The sequence below is a fragment of the Stenotrophomonas sp. STEN056 genome (assembly GCF_056759635.1).
Genome location: NZ_JBRRDL010000017.1, coordinates 51,909 through 71,789, shown reverse-complemented (window position 1 = coordinate 71,789; position 19,881 = coordinate 51,909). Strand labels below are relative to the sequence as shown.

Here is a 19,881-nt window from a genome sequence, read left to right as displayed (position 1 = left end):
GTGGGCAATGCGCCGGAAGTCACTAGGTCATAGGACGTGCGGTTGGGGAGGATGTGACTGGGGTGGTGCGGATTGGCTGAGGGGCGGGTGCGGGAAGTACAGGAGATGTCAGAAGCATGCGCAGCTGAGCTGTTCCCTTCTCCCGTTTACGGGAGAAGGTGCCCGAAGGGCGGATGAGGGCGCTTGCGTCGTTGCTTCAATGGCTTTTAAAAGCGAAAGGCACGAGCCAGAAGCAAAGCTGCCCTCACCCCAACCCCTCTCCCGCAGGCGGGAGAGGGGCTGAATCAGCAGCCAAAGCCCAAGCCTCAGCCGTCTTCGTACAGCTCCAGCGGCAATCCGTCCGGGTCGGCGAAGAAGGTGAAGCGCCGGCCTGTGAATTCATCCACGCGAATGGGTTCGCAGGCCACGCCTTCATGCTGCAGATGGGCGACCGTTTCATCTAATGCGTCCACGCGGAACGCCAGGTGACGCAGACCGCAGGCTTCGGGTCGGCTTGGGCGCGGTGGTGGCGCCGGGAAGGAGAACAGTTCCAGTTGGCTGCCGTCGGGCAGGCGCAGGTCCAGCTTCCAGGATTGACGCGGCGCGCGGAAGTTTTCGGCAATCACTTCCAGCCCAAGAATGCGCGTGTAGAAATCACGCGAGCGCGCGTAGTCAGCGGTGATCAGCGCGACATGATGGATGCCGGACAACACCTTCATTGCGCGGCGTCCAGCCAGCGGCGGGCGATGTCGATTGCCAGGGAATACGGTTCCGGCGCGTTGCGGTTGGTCAGCACGATCACCGTCAGCTTCTGCTCGGGATAACGCACGATCACGTTGCGAAAGCCGATGCTCTCGCCGCTGTGCCACAGCGCGTCACCATTGATGCGCCAGCCAAAGCCGTAATGCGGCACATCCGGCTCATCGGTGGTTGTGGCCGGGCTGAAAGCCAGCTGCAGCGAGCTGCGACGCAACAGGCGCTCGTCATAGAGCGCGGCGTCCCAACGGCCAAGATCGTCAATGGAGGAATAGATGCCGCCGTCGCCGAGTACGGCGCTGGTGGTGCTTTGATCGGTACGTTGCCAGCGGCCATCGATTTCGCTGTAGCCGTAGACCCGGTTCGGCACATCGTCCACGCCATCTTGATGTGCATAGGTATTGTTCATGCCCAGTGGCAGGAAGATGCGCTGGCGCAGGAAGCTGGCGAAATCGCTGCCCGACGCCTTGCCCACCACTAGGGCCAGCAGCGCGTAGCCGCTGTTGCTGTAGCGGTAGTCACTGCCGGGCGTGAAATAGGTGCGGTCTTCCTTTTCCAGCAGCCGCAGCACGTCGATATCGTGTACCTGGCGGGTGTCGGCCGGGTTCATCAGGTCTTCGTAATCGAGCAGGCCGCTGGTGTGGCTGAGCAGCTGCCGCAGGGTGATGGGGTCGGCCGCGGCGGGCAGGCTGGGCAGCCATTTTTTCACGGGGTCGTCGATGGACAGCGTGCCGTCTTCGGCCAGCAGCAGGATGGCGGCGGCGGTGAACTGTTTGCTCACCGACGCCAGCCGGTAGTTGCTGGCGGGCGTGGCGCGGGTGCCATCTTCAACCACGGCCAAGCCGTAGCTGCGGCGGAATGCAGGCTGGCCGTCCTTGAGCACCAGCACCGAAGCGCCGGGCACCTGGCCGTCATAGGCCTGCATCAGTGCATCAACGCCCGGGTCGGGTGCGGGCACGGCGGGGGCCGCCATGGCGGTGGAGAACGCGAACAGGCACAACGGGGCGAGTCGGTACATCCATCGGTACATGGCGGCTCCTGGGGTGGTTGTCAGGCTTTCTTGCTGGCGATCCAGCGGTCGATCTTGGCTTCCAGAATATCCAGCGGCATGGAGCCGTCCTTCAATATCTCGTGGTGGAACTCACGCACATCGAAACGTTCGCCCAGCTCGGCCTTGGCCTTGTCACGCAGCAGTTTGATCTTGATCTCGCCCACACGCAGGGCCAGGGTCTGGCCCGGCAATGCCATGAAGCGTTCGACTTCGGCAGCGGCATCGGCGGCGGAGATGTCGGCGTTGTCGGCCATGTACTCAGTGGCCTGCTGGCGGCTCCAGCCGGCGGCATTCAAGCCGGTGTCCGCGACCAGGCGCACGGTGCGCAGCAAGGTGGTCTGCAGGTAGCCCAGGTGGTCGTAAGGGTCGTTGTAGAGGCCGAGTTCCTCGCCCAGTGATTCGGCATACAGGCCCCAGCCTTCGACATAGGCAACATCGCCGCCCAGGCGGCGGAAGCGGGGCAGGCCTGCCAGTTCCTGTTGCGCCCCCAGTTGGAAATGGTGGCCGGGAATGCCTTCGTGCAGGTATTGCAGCGTCACCGACCAGCGCTTGCGTGAGGGCAGGTCGCTGGTGTTGACGTAGAGCACGCCGGGTTGCTGGCCATCGCCGCTGCCGGGTTGGTAGCTGGCGGCGCTGGCCGTGAGTGCGCGCTCCGGTTCGACCGGCTTGATTTCCAGTGCGGCCTTGGGCCGTTGGTTGAACATGCCTGGCAGCACGGCATCCACGCGCTGGCTGGTTTCGCGGTAACGGGCCAACAGTGCATTGGCATCCTTGAACACGAACTGGCGGTCATTGCGCATCGTGTTGAAGGTCTTCTGCATCGATCCGCGGATCTTTGATGCCTTCATCAGCGCGGTGATGCGGGCCTGCAGGTCTTTTACTTCCTGCTCGCCGAGGGAGTGGATCTCGGCCGGCGTTCGTGCCGGCGTGGTGCTGCTGGCGACGTTGTACGCATACCACGCCTGGCCATTGGGCAGTGCGCCCATGCCATCGGTGCTGCGTGCGGCCGGCATGTATTCGGTGGCGATGAAGCCGCGCAGGGCGCGATAGGCCGGAATGATCCGGTATTCGATCATGCGCTTGTATTCGGCGGTCAACCGCGCCTTGTCCTCGGCGGAGAAATCCTCGGGCATGTTGCGGATGGGGCCCCAGAACAGGCTTTCCTCGGCGGTCGGCTTGATCACCGCATCCAGCTGCGGCAATACCTTTTCCATCAGCGCACGCGGCTGGACCACGCCGGCGGCCATGCCCTCGCGCATGTTGACGATGGCCTGGTCGAACAGCGCGGGTACGCCGAGCGAGCGGCGTGACCAGTTTTCGTAATCCTTGACCGTGCGGAACGGCTGCGCACCGGCACCGGAGCCCAGCACGGCAATGATGCTGGACAGGTTGTTGTACTGGTTGATCGGCATCATCCAGGTGGGGTACTGCTCGCCGGCCAGCGACACCTGCGCATCGCGCAGGAAAATTTCGTAACTGAGCAGGTCCTGGCCCTGCAGGCCTTCAGAACCCACTTTCTCCACCTTGCCCAGCCACTCGACCATGAAATCATGTGACTGCTGGCGCGATGCCGGGGACAGGAAGTTCGGCAGTTGATCGTTGAAACGCGGGTCGCCCTGGAACGTGGCCTGCAGCGGGTTCAACCGCATCGAGGCGTCCCAGTATTCGTCGTAGATGCGGTTGAGCTGGGCGGCCTTGTCCTGCTGCACCGGCAAGGGTGCAGGGGTGGCGCGACGGGGAGCCGGACGCGGTGCCGTGCACGGCCTGGGCTGGGTGGCCCGGCTCTGCGACGCAGCAGGGCGCTGGGCCTTTTTCTTTGCCGCCTGCGCAGGTGCAGCAACAGGCAGGATCATGATCGAAGCGATGGCAAACGCCAGGAGGCGAAGCGGGCTGGAGGACATCAGCTGTTCCGGGTACACACAAGCCCGGGAGCTTGCCCGATAACGCGCGTTCCGACCAGCGGCCTCCCACTGAAGTAGTGCTTGCCGTTGGGGATGACGTTATGAAGCTGTTAACTGCCGTCGCCCGGCATGGCACTGAACGTGTGTGGCCACAGGGCATGGCACGCCGGGACGGGGACGCAGGACACGTCCGCAGGCCCGAAGCAGGTCAGGCCATGCGCCATCTGTTGTCCTGCTTCGTCTGTGCCGTGCCGGGATTTGGCCGTGCCGCAATCGGCGGTTACTCCACCGGATATCAGTGCAATTCAGTGCCGAATGGATACGGGATTCAGCGGTCCACCGTGCGGGTGAACGGTACGGACTCCGGTGCGACCGCGCCGCCGGAGATGATGAAGCTCATCGCCTGGTCCACGGTCCAGTCGGTGGGCGTGAGCAGTTCCACCGGCACGATTTCCAGGTAGCCGGAGGTGGGGTTGGGCGTGGTTGGCACATAGACAGCGGCCAGCTCGCGGCCGGTGCCGGTCTCGCGGATGACGCGGGTGACCAGGCCCACCGATTTCATGTCCCGGTGCGGGAAGTCGATCAGCACCACGCGCTGGGTGCTGCCAGGCTGGGTCTGCAGGATGTCCAGCAGCTTCTTTGCGCTGTCGTAGATGATGCTGGCCAGCGGAATCCGGCGGATGACCGCGCCAAACCAGCGCAGCAGGCGCTGGCCGATCACCCGGCGGCTGAGAACGCCCACCGCCAGGATCACCAGCAGGGTGGCCAGCAGCGCGATGAGGTTCTGCATCCACTCCACCTTGACCCAGCCCAGGGAGTTCGGGAACGAGGCGGCGATGCTTTCGGACAACGGCACCACCAGCGGGCTGCTGATGCCCGAAAGCAGTACGAACACGAATTTGACGACGACCCAGGTCAACCAGATCGGCAACACCGTAAGCAGGCCGGTCAGGAAAAGACGTTGCAGGGAGGGGCGGGGGGAGGGGGACACGGCATCGGGCGACATGGCGCGATTGTAGCGGCAGCGCGTGGGCAGATAAGCTCGATCCTGTTCAGGGACGGATGCAGGGGAAGAGCGCTGTGTTGAAAGTCATGCGCTGGGTGCTGGCGGTTCTGGCCGCGGTGGTGCTGCTGGTGGTTGCGGTGTGGTCGGTATCACGGTTGATGCCGCTGCCCAAAGCGCAGCAGGAAGCTTTGGCGCTGTTGCGTCCCGCGCCTGCCGAGCCACCGGCCGGCGGCAACGCATTCGATGGCATCTGGCTCCTCGGCTTTGAGGGTGTGCCTGCTGACGCGCGCGCGGCGATCCTTGCTGAAGACGAAACGCGGATGCAGCGCCTGGCCGGGCAGTCCGGCGATGCGCCGTTCACGGCGGCAGCCACGGCCAGTTCCGCGCGGGGGCGCTACCGCGAGGTGGCCGATGCGAGCCTGCCCTGCCGCTGGCGACAGACTGATTGTCTGGCGCAGGTTCGCGCCGATCCGGTCGGGGTGGAAGCTGCGCTGGCCGATCAGCAGGCGTTGCTGGCGCGGATCAACGCCTTGTCCGCCGACAGCCATTACCGCGGTCGCTTTGCGGCGGATGCACGCCTGCCCATGCCCAGCTTCATGCTGTTGCAGCGTTCGCTGTCGGCGCATGCACTGGCTCATGTGCAGGGCCGTAGCGATGAGGCGCTGGCCGGCATCTGTAGCGACGTACGCACGGGCAAAGTGTTGATGTCGCATAGCGACGGTCTGGTGCCGGCCAATCTTGGTGCGGCAATGATCGGCGGCAACGTGCAGCTGTTGGCATCGGTGCTGGCGGAGTTGCCGCTCGATCAGCCGCTGCCTGCACACTGCGACGGCGTGTTCGTCACACCGGCTGCGCAGGCGCTGAGCCTGTGCCCTGCAATGCAGGGTGAATTTGCAATGGTCAGCAGCAGCCTTGCGGTTACGCCGGCATCGTTGGCGTGGTTGGTGTTGGACAAACCCAAAACCGAAGCGCTGCTCGCCCTGCCCATGGCCGGTGCCTGCACGCAGGACACAATGGAAGCGTTGGCGGCGGATGTCCCGGCGCGCTGGACACACACGCCTGCCAGCGTCTGGCGGCTGGAATGCGCAGCCAATGCGATGGGCTGCATCGTGGCGGCGATTGCCGCACCGTCCTATGACGGTTATGGCCTGTCCCTGCAGGACGCTGGTGCACGGTTGCGGTTGGCCGAGGCGTTGCTGTGGATGCGGGCCAATCCCCAGGTTGATGTGGAGGCTGCCTTGGCGCAGATGCCCGCCCGCTTGCGTGACGGCGAGCGGCCGTTGCGTTTGGGCGAGGAGGGCACCAGCCTGCAGATTGCGTCCTACCACGCCAGAGATAACGGCATGGACTTCGCGGTGCCTTTGCCGGGCACCGCAGTGGAGCCTTGATCGATCCGGCAGGATCAATCGCACCTTGATCCGGCGGGTTGAATCAGCCCTGCGCGCGAGCGTCGGGCTTCAGTCGCACGTAGACCTGCTTGCGCACCCGCGCAACCACTTCACCCTGCGCGTCGAGGATGTCGTTCTCGAACCAGTGCAGGTACTTCTGGCCGCCAGCGGTGGCGGCCTTGACCTCGTCGAGGATGGCGTCGTCGAGCTTGAACTCGGTCCACACCACGCCGCGCCCGGGCTTGAGGAATTCGATGGCGCCGGCGCGGTCCCAGACGAAGTAGCGGCTGCCCATGTTCTGCAGCAGGCACAGCATCCAGAACGGGTCGGTCATGGCAAACAGGCTGCCGCCAAAGTGCGTGCGCACATAATTCACGTTCCATGGCCGCTGCCGCAGTTCGACCCGCACATGGCGGTAGTCGGGGCTGATGTCGGTGACATGGATGCCGGCAAACAGAAACGGCGGCCACAGGTTGATACCAAAACGGAACAGGCTGGCTTTCATCGCGGAGCAGGCTGACGAAGGGTGGCCAGTCTAGCATTCGCATGCGTATGGTTTGCGGGGTGTCAGCCGGGCAGTGGCTCGGCGCGATAGGTGTCGCGGCCAGCTTCCTTGGCGCGGTACAGCGCAGCGTCGGCTGCCTCGAACAGGCGGGCCGGGGTGTCCTGCGCGGAGGGCACCACCGTATAGACCCCGATGGTGAGGCTGACCCGGGCCAGTCGCCCCTTTTCCACGGTGATGCCCTGCTGGCGCGTGCGTGCCAGCAGGCTTTCGATCAACTGCACCGCACCGGCCTGCGGCGTGTCCGGCAGGATCACCGCAAATTCATCGCCGCCGAAACGGGCCGCCAGGTCACGCGGGCGGCGGGCCAGGCCGTCGATGGTGCCGGCCACCTGCCGCAGAACCCGGTCACCCACGTAATGGCCATAGGTGTCGTTGTAGGACTTGAAGTGGTCCACATCCACCAGCAACAGGCTCAACGGGCGGCCGCTGCGCCGTGCTGCGTCGGTTTCGAGCTGCAGCATTTCCTCAAAGCGCATGCGGTTGGCCAGCCCGGTGAGCGGGTCGCGGTTGGCCTGGCGGCGCCAGTAGCGGATGCGCCACAGCCCCCAGGCCAGCAGCAGCACGATGATGCTGGCCATGGCGGCCATCGGTGCGAACCACAGCTCCAGGCCGCGCACCAGGATCAGACTGAGCAGCAGCGGCGCCGGTATCGCCAGCACCGCCACCAGCCAGGGCGGCAGCCGCGAGGTGGTTGCCAGGGCACAGAGCATCACCAGCAGGGCCACGAAGGCATGCTGCGCCAGCGGTGGCAGCGGTAGGATGGCGTGCTGCCGCAGCAGCATCGAGGCGACATTGGCCTGGTACTCGCTGCCACTCATCCAGCGCTCGTGCGAGGTGGGCGTGAGCAGGCGCGGCGCCACGCCGCTGGCGGTCATGCCCACGATCACTCGGCGGCCATGCAGCAGCCCCGGTGCGATGCGTCCCTCCAGGACGTCGCTGTAGGACACCTGCGGGAACGTCCCCGGAGGGCCGGCATAGCGCAGGCGGACGTAGTTGTCGCGATGCCATTGGTAGGGCGTCAGTGCGGTGTCCTGCGGGCTGGCCAACCCGGGCACGGGATCGACCGGGCCTGCCAGGGCCATGCCCAGCGCAGGCCAATAGGCAGACCCGATGCCGGCCTTCAGGTACAGGCCGCGCGCGATGCCGTCGCCTTCGATTTCGATGTCGGTGTGCGCCAGCCCTGCGGCGGCCGTGGCGATGGCGGGCACCGGCATCAATTCCTCGGGCACGGCTTCATCGCTGGGGGCCACGGCCAGTACCGGCAACAACACATTGCCGCTGCGTTCGATGGCCTGGGCCAGCACCGCATCCTGGCGACTGTCCTTGCGATCCGGCTCGATGAACATCAGGTCCAGTGCGACGCGCTGGGCGCCGGCCTGCTGCAGGCGTTCAAGCAACCGCGCGTGGGTGCTGCGCGGCCACGGCCATTGCCCCAGTTGCTGCAGGCTGTGGTCATCGATGGCGACGATCAACAGGCTGGGGTCGGCTTCGTAACCCCAGTTGCCGACCAACTGGTCGTAGGCACTTTCATCCTGTTGCCAGAACATCCGGGCATGGCTGACCCAGCCCGCCAGCAGGCCCAGCGCAGCGGCCAGCAGCAGGTGTTGGTGCCAGCGCAGCCGCAGTGTTCTCATAGCGCAAGCAGCAGCAATAGGGCGCCGCCTCCGGCGCCATAGCAAAGCTTGCAGGGCAGGTGGATCTGCTGCACGGGTGAAAACGCCCCGGCATAGCCATCGTCGTCAAGCGTCTGCACCCGTACATACAAGTTGCCGCCACGCCAGGGCTGCTTGAGTGAAACCTCCGGTGTTTCCACTTCACGGTCGAGCAGGGGCTGTGAGAAGTCCTTGCGACGATCGATCTGCACCCGATAGCGCTGGCCGTCCTCGCCGGCCTGCCAGCGCAGGGTGAACTCACCTTTGCCGCCCTTGTCGGACTGCAGCTGGGGGTCCACGGGTTCATCGCTCACCCGCAGTGGCAGTGCCTGCCCATAACGGCCGGGCTGCCCCTGCGCGTCCAGCGATGCAACGCGCCAGAAGTATTCGCCGGGAGCAAGTGCGCTGGGCGCACGCACGCGGTGGCCGCGTGCCTGGTGCTCCAGCAGCGGCTGCAGGAACAGCGGCTCGCGGGCAAGCTGCAGCACGGTGCCGGTTGCGCCTTCGACCATCGCCCATTCAAAGCGTGGCTGCGGCTGGTGAACGGTCTGGCCATGCAGGGGCGCGAGTGTCAGTGGTGCAGGCAGGCCCTCGGGGACGACAAAGACCTGCTCGGCGTCCAGGCCTTCCACGCCCTCGGCACTGACGGCACGCACCAGCAACTGCAGCTGGCCGGGTGGCAGGTCGTTGATCTGTATCTTGGGCTCGGCAAGGTTGCGCGCGAACAGCAGCACTTCCGGTGCATCGGCCCGCACCACTTCAACGCGATAGCCGGCAGCGCCGGTGACCGGGGCCCAGGCTGCCAGCAGCGGCAGCGGCGTTAGCCGCAGCTGCGCAGGCTCGATCCGCGGCGCCGGCAGCAATGGCTGGACGGCTGCCGGTGCGATGTTTCCGGAGGCGCTGGTGCTGGCGTAGCCAGACTCGACCAGGCGTTGGCCACGGCGGTTGACCACCTGTACCCGGCCTTCGGTCACTTCGGTGGAACCGGCGGCGCCGGCATCGCCCGCGCTGACCCGGAATACCGTGCCGCGCACGCTGCTGGTCGCGGTGGGTGCGCTGATCATGTAGCGGGACGCCGGGCCGCGTGCCGGGGTTACCCGGTTGCTGCTGCGGCCACGTTGCAACCGGATACGGGTGTCGACCATGCCGGTGCTGCCGTAGCTGCTCAGCTGGTCCAGCAGGATCTGCGAGTTTTCGCGCAGCAGCAGGTGCGAGTCATCAGCGAACGCCAGCGTCACACTGGCGTTGTCGCCGGTCTGCACTTCGCTGCCGATCGGCAACTGCATGCCTTCGCTGACGGCTTGTGAGGCGAGCCCGGTGCCGGTTGTTACCTGCGCCGGACCACGTACGGCCACCACGCGCGCGGGCGCGGGTTCGACCCGCAGCCAGGCAATCGGAAAACGCAGGGTCTGGCCGGGGGGCAGGCGGTAGGGGTCGGAAACCGCGTTGTGCTGTTTCAGCCGCTGCCAGGGTACAGATGGCTTGAGATAACGTGCGCCAAGGTCCCACAGGTTGTCACCGGGACGGACGCGGTAGCTCCAGTCCTGGGCCAGGACGGGCGGAATACTGAGCAGCAACAGGCTGGCAAGCAGCACTTTCAGCAACGCGCCAAAGCGCAGGAATCGCGGAATCTGCAAGGTCACGGAAATCTCGTCCTCAGGTACGGGCACCCGGAGCGCGGCTTCCAGACCGTTTATCTCCATCCCCCCGGATACCGCAACACCGCTGCGGCGCGATCATGGATTTGATCTGCGCCGCATTATCATTCAGGTGGAGTTTCGCGTACCTGAACGTGTGCGTTCAGAACAGCAGGGAGGACATGCGGCGACGGAAACGGCCTACAAGGTCTTCGTCTTCGATGACACGGAAGGCGTCGATCAGCGCCTTGCGCGGCAGGCCGTCGCGGAAACCGCGGTCAATGCGCAGCATCTCGATGAACTGCTCCAGCGCGGCTTCGTCCTGGCCGCCCAGCAACTGGTGGATGCCGAACTGGTAGCGGGCCTCAAGGTCGCTGCCATCTGCCTGGATACGGCTGGCCAGCACATCGGCGGCCGGTGCGCCCTTCAGGGCATTGCTGAAATCCAGGCGCGCGCGGGCACGCACCGCACGGTCATCGGTAGCCAGGTTGGCCGGCAGCGCATCAAGCAGGGGGCCGGCCTCTTCCACGGCGCCGGTCTTGAGCAGGGCCAGGGCCAGGTCGAGCTTGAGTTCGTCCTTTTCAGGGGCTGCGCTGATGGCCTCGCGCAATGCGGCAACCTCGGCCTGCGGGTCCAGTGGCAGGGCTTCGGGCGCGTCGGTGGCGGCCGCGGCCTCCAGCGGCAGTACGCCGTGCTGGGTAAGGAATTCGCGCAGCTGGCCCTCAGGCATGGCACCGGGGAAGCCGTCCACGATCTGGCCGTCCTTGATCAGGAACACCGTGGGCACCGAGCGGATCTGGAAGGCGGCAGCGACCTGCTGCTCCTTGTCCACGTCGACCTTGGCCAGTTCAAAGGCACCGTTGTACTCACCGGCCAGCTTTTCCAGGAGTGGGCCCAGGCTCTTGCATGGCCCGCACCAGGTGGCCCAGAAATCGACCAGCACCGGCGTCTGCATCGACTTCTGCAGTACCTCGGCCTCGAAGGTTTCGGTGGTGGCGTCGAAAACGTGGGGAAGTTCGCTCATGACGGAATTCGTGGCTGACAGGAACCCCCTCTATGGTGACGGTTGGCCGGCTTCTCAACCTTTGCCTGTACGGGCAGGGGCGATGGCCGCCGTACCGATGCGCGGGCACGCGCCGCACGCGCGCCGTGGCAATAGCCCAATACGCAGACAGCCCGCCAGGGGCGGGCTGTCCGGGAGCAGGCGGCGGTGCGGGATCACGGCTGCGCGGTGGGCTCCGGTTGCGGCAACGGGGCCGCGGCGGCCGGGGCCACGGACGGCGCCGGTGGCAGTGACAGCTCCGGGTTGACCTGCTGTGCCTGCAGGGCCTTGATCTGCTTGTCCAGCGCTTCCAGCTGGGAGTTGGTGGCACGCAGGTCCGAACTCAGTGCCACGGCCTGCTGCTTGCGCTCCTGCAGGGCGTTGCTGACCTGCATCGACTGCTGGCGCTGCTGCTCCACTTCCTGCTGCAGGCCCCGCAGGCGGCGCTCGTTCAAGGCCACCAGCTTTTCGCTGTAGGCCTTGCCGGCCTGCAGGCGAATGGTATCCAGGTAGACCTGGGCCAGTTGCTTGGTCTGCTCGGCAAACGTCAGGTAGAGCGCTTCGGCGCTTTCCACCGAATCGGTACGGATCACCCGCCAGAACTCTTTTTCGTGGAACAGCGCCACGTAGTAGTTCATCGAGTCGGCATGGAACAGCAGGCTGGCGCCGTAGTTGCCGTTGTAGGTGGTGCGCAGTTCGGTCAGCTCGCGGTTGTTCATCAGCCGCTGCAGTTCGGCAACGGTGTTGCCGACGGCGGTGTCTTCGCTGTTCGCGGGCGCGGCGGGCGGTTCGGCTTCACCGCGCTGCCAGCGCCCGGCCAGGGCATGGGGGGCGGCCACCATGCCGGCAACCAGCAATGCCCATGCGAACCGTGCCGGCAATCTCTCGATCCTTCTCATAGATCCTCGTAATTCCCCCGAATTGCGATGGCCGTCGCAGATGCTGACTGCGTACGGGTCGGCGCCGAGCATAGCACGCGCTCAGGCGGCGCAAAGCGCTGTGCCGCAAGGATCTGGCATGCCGTTGCCGGGTTCATTCCACCAACTGGCTGTGGCCACATTGGATCGACTGCATGTGCACATCGCTACGGCCCAGCTGCAGGCCCAGCACGTCGGGGAGAACCATCGAAAGCAACTTGCCGACGCTGTCGAGCAACGGCCGCAGGGTGTTGTCGATCACCGGCTTGAGCAGGCTGCACAGCACGCCCGAACAAGTGCCGTTGCCGTTGACCGGGTTGTAGTTGCCGTTGCCGCTGATGCCGCCCGGCTTGGTCTGCAGGTACTTGGCCAGAGCGTTCTCCACACAGGTGTTGTAAGCCAGCAGGCCCGCCAGCAGGCCCTTGCAGGAGGTGATGCCCAGCACGTCGAGCAGGCCGCCGATGATGCTGGGGTCGCTGACGTTGGTTTCGTAGAGAAAGCCTGTCCACACGTTGCCGTTTACTTTCTTGGGCGTGCAGCCCAGCAGCCAGTAGTCGCAGGTGGGGATCTGGGTGTCCCAGTTGCCCAGTGCCGGCAGGCTGGCGGTGCCATCGCGCAGTGCGGTCACGACGGCGTCGGGTTGATAGAAGCCGTTGAGCTTGGTGGCTTCCAGGTACTGGCGCGCCACGTCCTTGGCGGTGTCGGTGTTGCTGCCCTGCGGTGCAAGCAGCGACTGCAGGGCCTTCAACAGCTCGCCGACGAGGTCGGACAGCAGCGTGCCGATTTGCAGATCATTGGGTTTCACGGTGCCGGTCTGGCCTTGGCTGAGCACGAGCTGGTCGTGATTGGGCAGCACGGGCAGGACCACCTTGTGGGTGAGGACATTGCGGCCCAGCAGGGTGACCAGTTGTTCGTTGCCCAGGCCGGTGGCGCACAATTCGCTGGTTGAATCCCACGGCCTGGTGGCTTTGCCGATGCAGATGTTGGCAATGGGGCTTTGTACGTCGACGGTGGCTGTTGCCGGTTGTGCGCTGCAGTTGATGTCGGACAATTGGCCATAGCCATCGATCACGTCGATGTAGGTTGGCAATTTGACGCGGGTGCCGAGGAAATCCAGTACCTGGCCCAGCCCCAGCGGCAGGTAGTTTGAATCGATATCCAGAAACAGCCTGACCTGGCTGTTGTAGGCCGTGCTGCCAACCGGGCCGATGGCGATGGAGGCCGGTTCGACGATGCTGGCCTTGGCGCGGAGCAGTGGCAGCTTCAGTTGATCAACGGCCACGGCGTGCTCGGAGTTGGCGATGGAAATGCTGGTGCCGAGTACGTCCAGTGCATTGAGTTCGACATCCAGCGCGCCAGCGGCGGCCTGGTTGCCGCCCCCGATCATCGCGAACAGGCCGCTGCTGTCAGCGGTGGAACCCAGTTGCACCAGGACATTGTCCAGCCCCACGCCCAGCAGTTTCTGTTCCAGCAGGCCCAGGTTGAGGTCAGCCACGCCTTGCTGGCCGGCGAGCCTGGCCATGACATCCAGCAGTTTGGCGATGCTGATCCGGCTGTCCGCCAACAGGGCGTTGAAGTCACCGGCGGTCATGTCGATTTCAATCGGAATATCCAGGGCTTCAAGCAGGCCCCGTGGTGTGATCTTGACGTTGGCCAGGCCTTTGTAGCTGCCGATCTGGGTTTGGTTGAGGTCGATGCCGACCAGGCGCAGCAGGCCCTGCAGTGGTGCATCGCCGTTGATGTCGAGCAGGCGCGAGCCGACGCTGAAAGCGGCCAGCGGTTCGGTACGGCGCGCAACGGCCGTGGCACTGATCACCGGCATCGTGCCGACCTGGCCGAAGAATGGAATGGAGTTGCGCGAAGCGGTGACCTGCACCGCGTTCAGCGGACGACTGGCGCTGGTGGTGACAAAGCGCGCGTTGCGGGGCAGCTCGGCGCCCCAGTAGCCACAGCGGATGGCCAGCGCGCCGGCGAAGCCGTTGTCATCCGTGGCATTGCTGCGCGCTGCCAGATTGTCCGTGTAGTCGGTGGTGCACAGCTCCAGGCGCTGGGCGCCGGCCAGCGCGGCCAGATCGGCAGTCTTCTGCACGTCGCGCTTGGCCCAGTACAGATAGCCGACTTCAACCACTCCCAGGATGACCACCAGGCCCACCAGCAACAGCATCATCATCACCGCCATGCCACCGCGCTGGCGACCTGCCGGGCCGTGTGGGGAAAGAAGCCGACGAGCACTGCTGAACTGCGTGGGCGGGTGTTTCATGACGGGCCTCAGCGGCTGCTGCCGCCTTGCTTGGACGTGGGCAGGGTGGCCTCGAAATATTCGGGGATCGGGTGATCGAAACTGTTGAGGTAACGCTGGTAGCTGCGGCTGGCGGTCTCGCCAAGCATCGGCAGCGCCTTGCCGGCGTTGCTGCCATCGGCCTGCATGCGCAGCAAGGCGCGGGTGGTGTCACCGATCTGTGGGCGCGGTGGCGCGGTCGTGAGCGATGGGCTGTCGGTGCCGGTCACAACGGGATGGGCGGATGCGGTGGGAGTCGCCGATGCCGTCGCCGAGGGCGTGTCCGCCATGCGTTCGATCAACGGGGTGTGTTGCGCGCTGGCGCTGGAGGCGGCGAGCAGGCCGGCAAGCAACAGGGCGGCGATCAGGGGCTGCTTGCTCATTGCACGGTCTCCGGTTGCGTTGGCGTTGGATTGAAGCGGTCCAGCATGGAGCGCGGCGGCGCCGGCCGCAGCGAGGGGGTTGAATGACCTTGTTGGGCTGCCAGCGCGTCAGGCGTTGCGCGGGGGGCGACGTGGGCAGCGGCAGGCCGGCGCAAGGTGGATGCCAGCCGCAGGATTTCCTGGCGCGTGGACTGCGGCAGGTTCGCGCGCTGGATCATTGCGTCCGCCATGCCTGGCTGGCCATCGAGCAGCGCCCACAACGCCAGGTTGGCGATGGCGCGGGCATTGTCCGGGGCCAGTTCGGCGGCCTTGGCCAGGGGCACGCGCGCCGGTTCCACCTGGCCGGACTGCAGCAGTGCGAAGCCCAGGTCCCCCAGATAACTGACGTTGAGCGGGTCGATCTGGACCGCGTTGCGCAGGGCCAGCTGCGCGGCATCGTGATCATTGGCCGTTGCCGCGATCAGGCCAAGGCCATGCCAAGCCTGCGCCGACTGCGTGCCCTTGGTCAGCGTGCGGTACAACTGCGCGGCAGCGGCATGTTCGCCGGTTTCGCGCAGGGCATCGGCCTGCAGGATGCGCAGCTCGGCGATGTCGCCAAAGCGCTGACGGAAGGCATCGATATGCGCGAGCGAGGCGTAGTAGGCCCCTTGGTTTTGCATCTTGCGGATCAGGTCCAGGTACATGCCACGGTCGTTCTGCGGTGTTTCCACCAGCGTCGGTTCGACCGGCGGTACCTTGTAGACCGCACGCTGGCCACCGCAGCCGACAAGCAGTGCGGGCAACAGCACAAGCAACAGGTGATTCTTCAAGCGCATCACATTCCCCTGACTGCGTTTACCAGCGAGATGATGGCCGGGCCACCGAGTACCAGCATCAATGCGGGCAACAGCGTGACCATCATCACCACGGTCATCTTCACCGAGAGTTTTCCGACCTTTTCCTTCATATTCATGCGCCGCTGCTCGCGCAGGCGCATGCCGAACTGCTTGAGCGGCTCCTGCACCGCGCCGCCATGCAGGTGCACCTGCAGGATCATCTGCATCAGGCTGCGCAGGTCGTCATTGCCGAATGATTCGGACAGGCGCCGCAGTGATTGTTCGCGGCTGCGGCCACGGGTGTAGGCGGTGTTGGCCAGCTGCAGTTCCCTGCCCAGTACCGGCACCGCGACATGCAGCTTCTCGCCCACCATCTGCAGGCTCTGGTCGATGCTGAAACCCACGCCCTGCAGCAGCCGCAGCAGGTCGATCAGCAGCGGCAGTTCGTCATCCACTTTTCGGCGCAGGCGGGTGGCCCAGGTGCGCAGCACCAGCTTGGGCAGCAGGATGCCGAGCGCGAAACCCACCATCAGCACGATGAAGGCTTGCCCACCCTGCGGACGCAACAGCAGCAGACCAAGCACGGGCAGTGCCAAGGCCAGAATCACCCGCAGCGCGAGGAACACGGCGGTGCCGGTGGTGTGGTTCCTGCCGATCTGTTCCAGCAGCAGGCGATCCTCCGGTGCCAGCAGGGCCTTCTGCACGCGGCTGCCTTCAAAGTGCTGGCCGATGGCGCTCAGGTCGGCCAGCCGCTGCTGCCACCAGCTGCGCGGTGCGGTGGTTTCCGGGGCGAGGTGTTTTGCGCTGTCCAGGGCGGTCTGCAGCGCGGCGTTGGCCTGCTGCGAACGCCGGCCCTGGTAGAGCAGGCCGGCAGCGCCCAGCACCAGGGCGGCCACCAACAGCAGGAGGGACAGCGACAGCAGCAGGTTCATGACATGCTCCCGGGTCTGGCCGTTGGGGCGGTGGGTGTGCTCATAGCGATTTGGCCAGGCGATACAGCAGGACCGCGCCGAGGGCTTCCATCGCCACGGCCATCAGCAGGATCTTCTTGCCCAGCGGGTCATGGAACATGGGCTGGAAGAAGTCTGGACTCAGCAGGGCCATCATCAAGGCGGCCATCACCGGCAGCAGGCCCAGTACCCAGGCCGACATGCGGGTTTCCGAGGTGGTGGCCTGGAGCTCACGCTGGACTTCCTCCAGGTCACGCATGAAGTCGCTCATGCGCTGCAGGATCTGGTCGCTGCGCCCGCCGATGCGGATGCTGGTGCCGAGGATCACCGCCAGCATTTCCAGTGGCCGCAGCCGGTAGGCCTGCGCGGCCTGCTGCAGGGCGCGGTCCAGATCCATGCCGGCGCGGGTGTAGTTCAAGGCCGAGTCGAGGATGGGGCGCAGCGGCGGGGTGACGTTCTGCGTGGCGCTCTGGAATGCCATCGACAGGCTGTTGCCGATACCGGCCATGCGCACCATGTTTTCCAGGAAGTCGGGCATCTGCGCCACCAGCCGTTGCTGGATCTTCTCCATGCGCCGGTACAGCCACAGGCCGACACCCAGCAGGTACAAGGCCAGCACGAACACGGCAAACCCGAATGAGTTCATGCGTATTCCCGCGGCAATGCCGGCAAGCAGGCCGGGGATGGCCAGCAGCACGAGTGTGCGTGCGGTTTCGGGCAAGCCGGCGCGCCGCAGCAGTTCAGCCCAGCGCCGGCTGGGTTTGCGTACCGCCAAAGGATTTTCGGCGTTGCGTTGTGCTTCGGGGCGGGACAGGCGGGTTTCGGCGTGCTCGGCAGCCGCGCGCTGCTGCACATGCGTGGCCACGCCCCACCACAGGCCCATCGCCACGGCGATGAGCAGCAGGGCGGAACTGCCAAGCAGCAGCGGAAGCATCATGCAAAGCTCCCCATGTTGGCTTCGCGCAGCTCCTGGCGGAACGGCTCAAGCTTGTAGCAGTGCGGGTGGAAGCCAAGCCCGACCCAGCGGTCACGCTCGCGGCCGTCCTGGTCGATCCAGGGTTCGTGCTTGAACAACTCCTGGCTGGTGATGATGTTGTCGCTGACGCCGGTGATCTCGGTGATCGAGGTGATGACGCGGCGGCCGCTGCCCAGGCGCGAGATCTGCACGATGAAATTGATGGCGCTGGCAATCTGCCGGCGCAGGCTTTCCTCGCTGCCGTTGAAGCCGGCAAAGCCGGCCAGCATTTCCAGCCGATAGAGGCAGTCGCGCGGTGAGTTGGCGTGGATGGTGGCCATGGAGCCGTCGTGGCCGGTGTTCATGGCCTGCAGCATCTCCAGCACTTCGGCGCCACGCACTTCGCCGACCACGATGCGGTCCGGGCGCATGCGCAGGCTGTTGCGGACCAGGTCGCGGATGCTGACCGCGCCGGCGCCGTCAAAACCGCCCAGCCGGCTTTCCAGGCGGACCACGTGCGGATGGTTGAGGGCCAGCTCGGCGGTATCTTCCACGGTGATGACCCGCTCGTTGTGCGGTACGAACGTGGCCAGCGCATTCAACAGCGAGGTCTTGCCGGAACTGGTGCCGCCGGAAATGAGGATGTTGCAGCGGCCGCGCACCAGTGCATGCAGCAGGGCATACATGGGCTTGTCGAAGGCACCACGCGCGAGCAGTTCGTCGGGGGTGAACGGGTCCTTGCGGAATTTGCGGATCGACACCATCGGGCCATCGACGGCCAGTGGCGAGATGATGGCGTTGAGGCGGCCGCCGTTGGGCAGGCGCGCATCGACCATGGGGTTGGAGTCGTCCAGGCGGCGGCCAAGCGGGGCGATGATGCGGCGCAGGATGCGCAGCAGGTGACGGTCGTCGCTGAAGCGCTGGGTGGCACGGCGCAGTACACCGCCACTGGAGATGTGCACGTCCTTGTAACCGTTGATGAGGATGTCCTCGATCTCCGGGTCGTGCAGTAGATCGTCCAGCGGGCCGAAGCCGGTCAGTTCCTTGTGCAGCGCCTTGGAGACCGCTTCCATTTCCTGCGCATTGACCGGAATTTTCCATTCCTTGACGAACGCGGCGGTCTGGCTTTGCACGTATTTGGCCGTGGTCTCCGGTGACCATGCATCGATATCAACCCGCTGGTCTTCCACATGGTTGAGCAGGTATTCGTGCGCAGCCGACAGCACGCTCTGGAACTGCTCGGTCTGCTCGAACGGCACGCTGGCGGCCGCCTCGATGGGCAGCGGCGGAACCATGGGGCGTGCGGGTAACGGAGTGACTTTGTCTTCCATTGTCATTTGCCCAGCAGGTTGGCGAGACGGGAGAGGGGCGAGCTGGCGGCCTGCGCGGCGCCGTGTTTGCTGTCCAGGGCCTGCAGCAACGGCAGCAGGGCCTTGATGTAGGGATCGCGAGGTGCCGATTCGGTAAGCAGATGCCCCAGCCCTGCGTTGGAGCGCAGCACGCGCGCGCGGTCGGGCAGGGTGGCCAGCAACGGTAGGTCGAAACGCTGGGCGATCTGCAGGTCACTCAGCCCGCCATTGGCATCGAAGCGGTTGACGATGAGTTTCAGCCGCGCATCACGCTGGCCACGCTGTTCCAGTTCGCGCACGGCCTGGTCCAGCGACACCAGCGAACCGATGGCCTGGTCGGCCACCAGCCAGATGTCGGTGGCGTTCTGCAGCAGGCTGGTGGGCACCAGCTGCATGGGTAGGCCGCCGGCGTCGCACAGGGTGATTGGGAATACCCTGCGCAGCCGCTCAAGCAGCGCGGCCGGTTCGTGCTTCTTCAGCAGGGTGCCGCTGGTGTTTCCCAGCAGCGACAAACCGCTGGAATGGTGGGCAAAGGCGGAGGCGGCAAAGGTGCGGTCCAGCCGATCAACATTGCTCAGTGCTTCTTCGTAGCTGAAGTGGCTTTCCATGCCCAGGTACAGGGCTGCATCCGCCGAGGGCTGGCCGACATCAAGCAGCAGCGCGTTGGCGGGCGTGTTGCTGTCGCCGCTGGCCGGCGTTTCGGCGGCCAGCATCGCACCCAGATGTGTGGCCAGGGTGCTGGTGCCGATGCCTGCGCGCACGCCCAGCAGCAAGACCAGCCGGCCGCTGGGCCTGGCTTCGGCAACGGCAGCGCTGCTGGGTTTGGCTGCTGCCGGCGTGCTGCCCACGCGCTCGAACACCTCCAGCATCTGCGCGGTGGTGTTGTCGATGTCAATGAAGTCACGCACGCCCGAACGTACCGCCGCCAGCAGGTGCGTGGCCTGCTCCGGGCCGGTGGTGCCGATGCCGATCATTGCGCGGTAGGGCTGCTGCGCAATCAGCTGGCGCGCGATGTCGGTGGAGTACGCAGCGTTGCCACCGCAGTAGTCGAGCAGGATCACGGCTGTTTCAGGCGCGCTGTCCAACAGTTGCCGCGGTGGGGTTTCGCGGCTGTCCACCCAGCGCAGTTCGACATGCCCGGCCAACACGCTGCCCAGGCGCGCGATGTGCCGGTTGTCCGGCGCATAGAGCACCAAGTGCAGGTGGGTCGCGCTGTGGTTCAGGGGCAAGGGCATCACCGAGGACATGAGGAGAGCT

Annotated in this window: 17 protein-coding genes; 1 reads left to right on the top strand and 16 read right to left on the bottom strand. The window is 65.6% G+C overall.

Features of this window, described 5'->3' with window-relative positions; genetic code table 11:
* Positions 1–305: 305 nt before the first annotated feature.
* The 4 genes from gloA2 to ACVOLO_RS10825 form a co-directional block, all read right to left on the bottom strand.
* Positions 306–698, bottom strand: coding sequence for an SMU1112c/YaeR family gloxylase I-like metalloprotein (gene gloA2, locus ACVOLO_RS10840; RefSeq protein WP_481570281.1), 393 nt, complete (start codon positions 696–698; stop codon positions 306–308).
* Positions 695–1,765: a serine hydrolase domain-containing protein gene (locus tag ACVOLO_RS10835; protein WP_481570280.1), complete on the bottom strand. Its 1,071-nt coding sequence runs from the start codon at positions 1,763–1,765 to the stop codon at positions 695–697. Before ACVOLO_RS10835 ends, gloA2 begins: the two co-directional genes overlap by 4 nt.
* A 20-nt stretch (positions 1,766–1,785) precedes the next feature.
* A complete protein-coding gene (locus ACVOLO_RS10830) occupies positions 1,786–3,687 on the bottom strand; it encodes a DUF885 domain-containing protein (RefSeq protein WP_481570279.1) in 1,902 nt (633 codons plus the stop codon).
* Between the two features lie 328 nt (positions 3,688–4,015).
* Positions 4,016–4,693, bottom strand: coding sequence for a DUF502 domain-containing protein (locus ACVOLO_RS10825; RefSeq protein WP_481570278.1), 678 nt, complete (start codon positions 4,691–4,693; stop codon positions 4,016–4,018).
* Between the two features lie 74 nt (positions 4,694–4,767).
* Between ACVOLO_RS10825 and ACVOLO_RS10820 the strand changes: the two genes are divergently transcribed.
* On the top strand, positions 4,768–6,081 hold the full coding sequence (locus ACVOLO_RS10820; protein ID WP_481570277.1) for a hypothetical protein: 1,314 nt from the start codon (positions 4,768–4,770) through the stop codon (positions 6,079–6,081).
* Between the two features lie 43 nt (positions 6,082–6,124).
* On the opposite strand, the gene ACVOLO_RS10815 is transcribed toward ACVOLO_RS10820, so the two are convergent.
* From ACVOLO_RS10815 to ACVOLO_RS10760, 12 genes are all read right to left on the bottom strand, one after another.
* A complete protein-coding gene (locus ACVOLO_RS10815; protein WP_481570276.1) occupies positions 6,125–6,586 on the bottom strand; it encodes a DUF4442 domain-containing protein in 462 nt (153 codons plus the stop codon).
* Positions 6,587–6,648: 62 nt separating this feature from the next.
* On the bottom strand, positions 6,649–8,280 hold the full coding sequence (locus ACVOLO_RS10810; protein WP_481570275.1) for a CHASE2 domain-containing protein: 1,632 nt from the start codon (positions 8,278–8,280) through the stop codon (positions 6,649–6,651).
* Positions 8,277–9,941 (bottom strand): FecR family protein, encoded by a 1,665-nt coding sequence (locus ACVOLO_RS10805; protein WP_481570274.1) that lies wholly within the window; start codon positions 9,939–9,941, stop codon positions 8,277–8,279. Before ACVOLO_RS10805 ends, ACVOLO_RS10810 begins: the two co-directional genes overlap by 4 nt.
* Positions 9,942–10,098: 157 nt before the next feature.
* Positions 10,099–10,959: a thioredoxin gene (gene trxA, locus ACVOLO_RS10800; protein ID WP_481570273.1), complete on the bottom strand. Its 861-nt coding sequence runs from the start codon at positions 10,957–10,959 to the stop codon at positions 10,099–10,101.
* A gap of 194 nt (positions 10,960–11,153) precedes the next feature.
* The gene (locus tag ACVOLO_RS10795) at positions 11,154–11,819 is read right to left on the bottom strand and encodes a DUF2968 domain-containing protein (protein ID WP_481570301.1); all 666 of its coding nucleotides are present in this window, start codon (positions 11,817–11,819) and stop codon (positions 11,154–11,156) included.
* Between the two features lie 190 nt (positions 11,820–12,009).
* Entirely contained in the window at positions 12,010–14,154 is a 2,145-nt protein-coding gene (locus tag ACVOLO_RS10790) for a TadG family pilus assembly protein (RefSeq protein WP_481570271.1), read from the bottom strand.
* An 8-nt stretch (positions 14,155–14,162) separates the two neighbouring features.
* Positions 14,163–14,555 (bottom strand): DUF3613 domain-containing protein, encoded by a 393-nt coding sequence (locus tag ACVOLO_RS10785; protein WP_481570270.1) that lies wholly within the window; start codon positions 14,553–14,555, stop codon positions 14,163–14,165.
* On the bottom strand, positions 14,552–15,370 hold the full coding sequence (locus ACVOLO_RS10780; RefSeq protein ID WP_481570269.1) for a tetratricopeptide repeat protein: 819 nt from the start codon (positions 15,368–15,370) through the stop codon (positions 14,552–14,554). Before ACVOLO_RS10780 ends, ACVOLO_RS10785 begins: the two co-directional genes overlap by 4 nt.
* On the bottom strand, positions 15,370–16,302 hold the full coding sequence (locus ACVOLO_RS10775) for a type II secretion system F family protein (RefSeq protein WP_481570268.1): 933 nt from the start codon (positions 16,300–16,302) through the stop codon (positions 15,370–15,372). Before ACVOLO_RS10775 ends, ACVOLO_RS10780 begins: the two co-directional genes overlap by 1 nt.
* Positions 16,303–16,342: 40 nt before the next feature.
* Positions 16,343–17,257 carry a type II secretion system F family protein gene (locus ACVOLO_RS10770; protein WP_481570266.1) on the bottom strand — a complete coding sequence of 305 codons (915 nt, stop codon included), beginning with the start codon at positions 17,255–17,257 and terminating at the stop codon, positions 16,343–16,345.
* Entirely contained in the window at positions 17,254–18,606 is a 1,353-nt protein-coding gene (locus ACVOLO_RS10765; protein WP_481570265.1) for a TadA family conjugal transfer-associated ATPase, read from the bottom strand. The genes ACVOLO_RS10770 and ACVOLO_RS10765 overlap by 4 nt, the downstream gene beginning before the upstream one ends.
* Positions 18,607–18,608: 2 nt before the next feature.
* Complete coding sequence (locus tag ACVOLO_RS10760) at positions 18,609–19,871, bottom strand: CpaE/TadZ family protein (protein WP_481570264.1); 1,263 nt, start codon at positions 19,869–19,871, stop codon at positions 18,609–18,611.
* Positions 19,872–19,881: the final 10 nt, after the last annotated feature.

What these genes read in the sequence shown, in the direction of transcription:
- ACVOLO_RS10760 (WP_481570264.1), bottom strand. Translation starts at nt 19,871, where the DNA reads ATGTCCTCGGTGATGCCCTTGCCCCTGAACCACAGCGCGACCCACCTG.
- ACVOLO_RS10815 (WP_481570276.1), bottom strand. Translation starts at nt 6,586, where the DNA reads ATGAAAGCCAGCCTGTTCCGTTTTGGTATCAACCTGTGGCCGCCGTTT.
- ACVOLO_RS10780 (WP_481570269.1), bottom strand. Translation starts at nt 15,370, where the DNA reads ATGCGCTTGAAGAATCACCTGTTGCTTGTGCTGTTGCCCGCACTGCTT.
- trxA (WP_481570273.1), bottom strand. Translation starts at nt 10,959, where the DNA reads ATGAGCGAACTTCCCCACGTTTTCGACGCCACCACCGAAACCTTCGAG.
- ACVOLO_RS10810 (WP_481570275.1), bottom strand. Translation starts at nt 8,280, where the DNA reads ATGAGAACACTGCGGCTGCGCTGGCACCAACACCTGCTGCTGGCCGCT.
- ACVOLO_RS10825 (WP_481570278.1), bottom strand. Translation starts at nt 4,693, where the DNA reads ATGTCGCCCGATGCCGTGTCCCCCTCCCCCCGCCCCTCCCTGCAACGT.
- ACVOLO_RS10775 (WP_481570268.1), bottom strand. Translation starts at nt 16,302, where the DNA reads ATGAACCTGCTGCTGTCGCTGTCCCTCCTGCTGTTGGTGGCCGCCCTG.
- gloA2 (WP_481570281.1), bottom strand. Translation starts at nt 698, where the DNA reads ATGAAGGTGTTGTCCGGCATCCATCATGTCGCGCTGATCACCGCTGAC.
- ACVOLO_RS10830 (WP_481570279.1), bottom strand. Translation starts at nt 3,687, where the DNA reads ATGTCCTCCAGCCCGCTTCGCCTCCTGGCGTTTGCCATCGCTTCGATC.
- ACVOLO_RS10835 (WP_481570280.1), bottom strand. Translation starts at nt 1,765, where the DNA reads ATGTACCGATGGATGTACCGACTCGCCCCGTTGTGCCTGTTCGCGTTC.
- ACVOLO_RS10765 (WP_481570265.1), bottom strand. Translation starts at nt 18,606, where the DNA reads ATGGAAGACAAAGTCACTCCGTTACCCGCACGCCCCATGGTTCCGCCG.
- ACVOLO_RS10790 (WP_481570271.1), bottom strand. Translation starts at nt 14,154, where the DNA reads ATGAAACACCCGCCCACGCAGTTCAGCAGTGCTCGTCGGCTTCTTTCC.
- ACVOLO_RS10770 (WP_481570266.1), bottom strand. Translation starts at nt 17,257, where the DNA reads ATGATGCTTCCGCTGCTGCTTGGCAGTTCCGCCCTGCTGCTCATCGCC.
- ACVOLO_RS10785 (WP_481570270.1), bottom strand. Translation starts at nt 14,555, where the DNA reads ATGAGCAAGCAGCCCCTGATCGCCGCCCTGTTGCTTGCCGGCCTGCTC.
- ACVOLO_RS10795 (WP_481570301.1), bottom strand. Translation starts at nt 11,819, where the DNA reads ATGGTGGCCGCCCCCCATGCCCTGGCCGGGCGCTGGCAGCGCGGTGAA.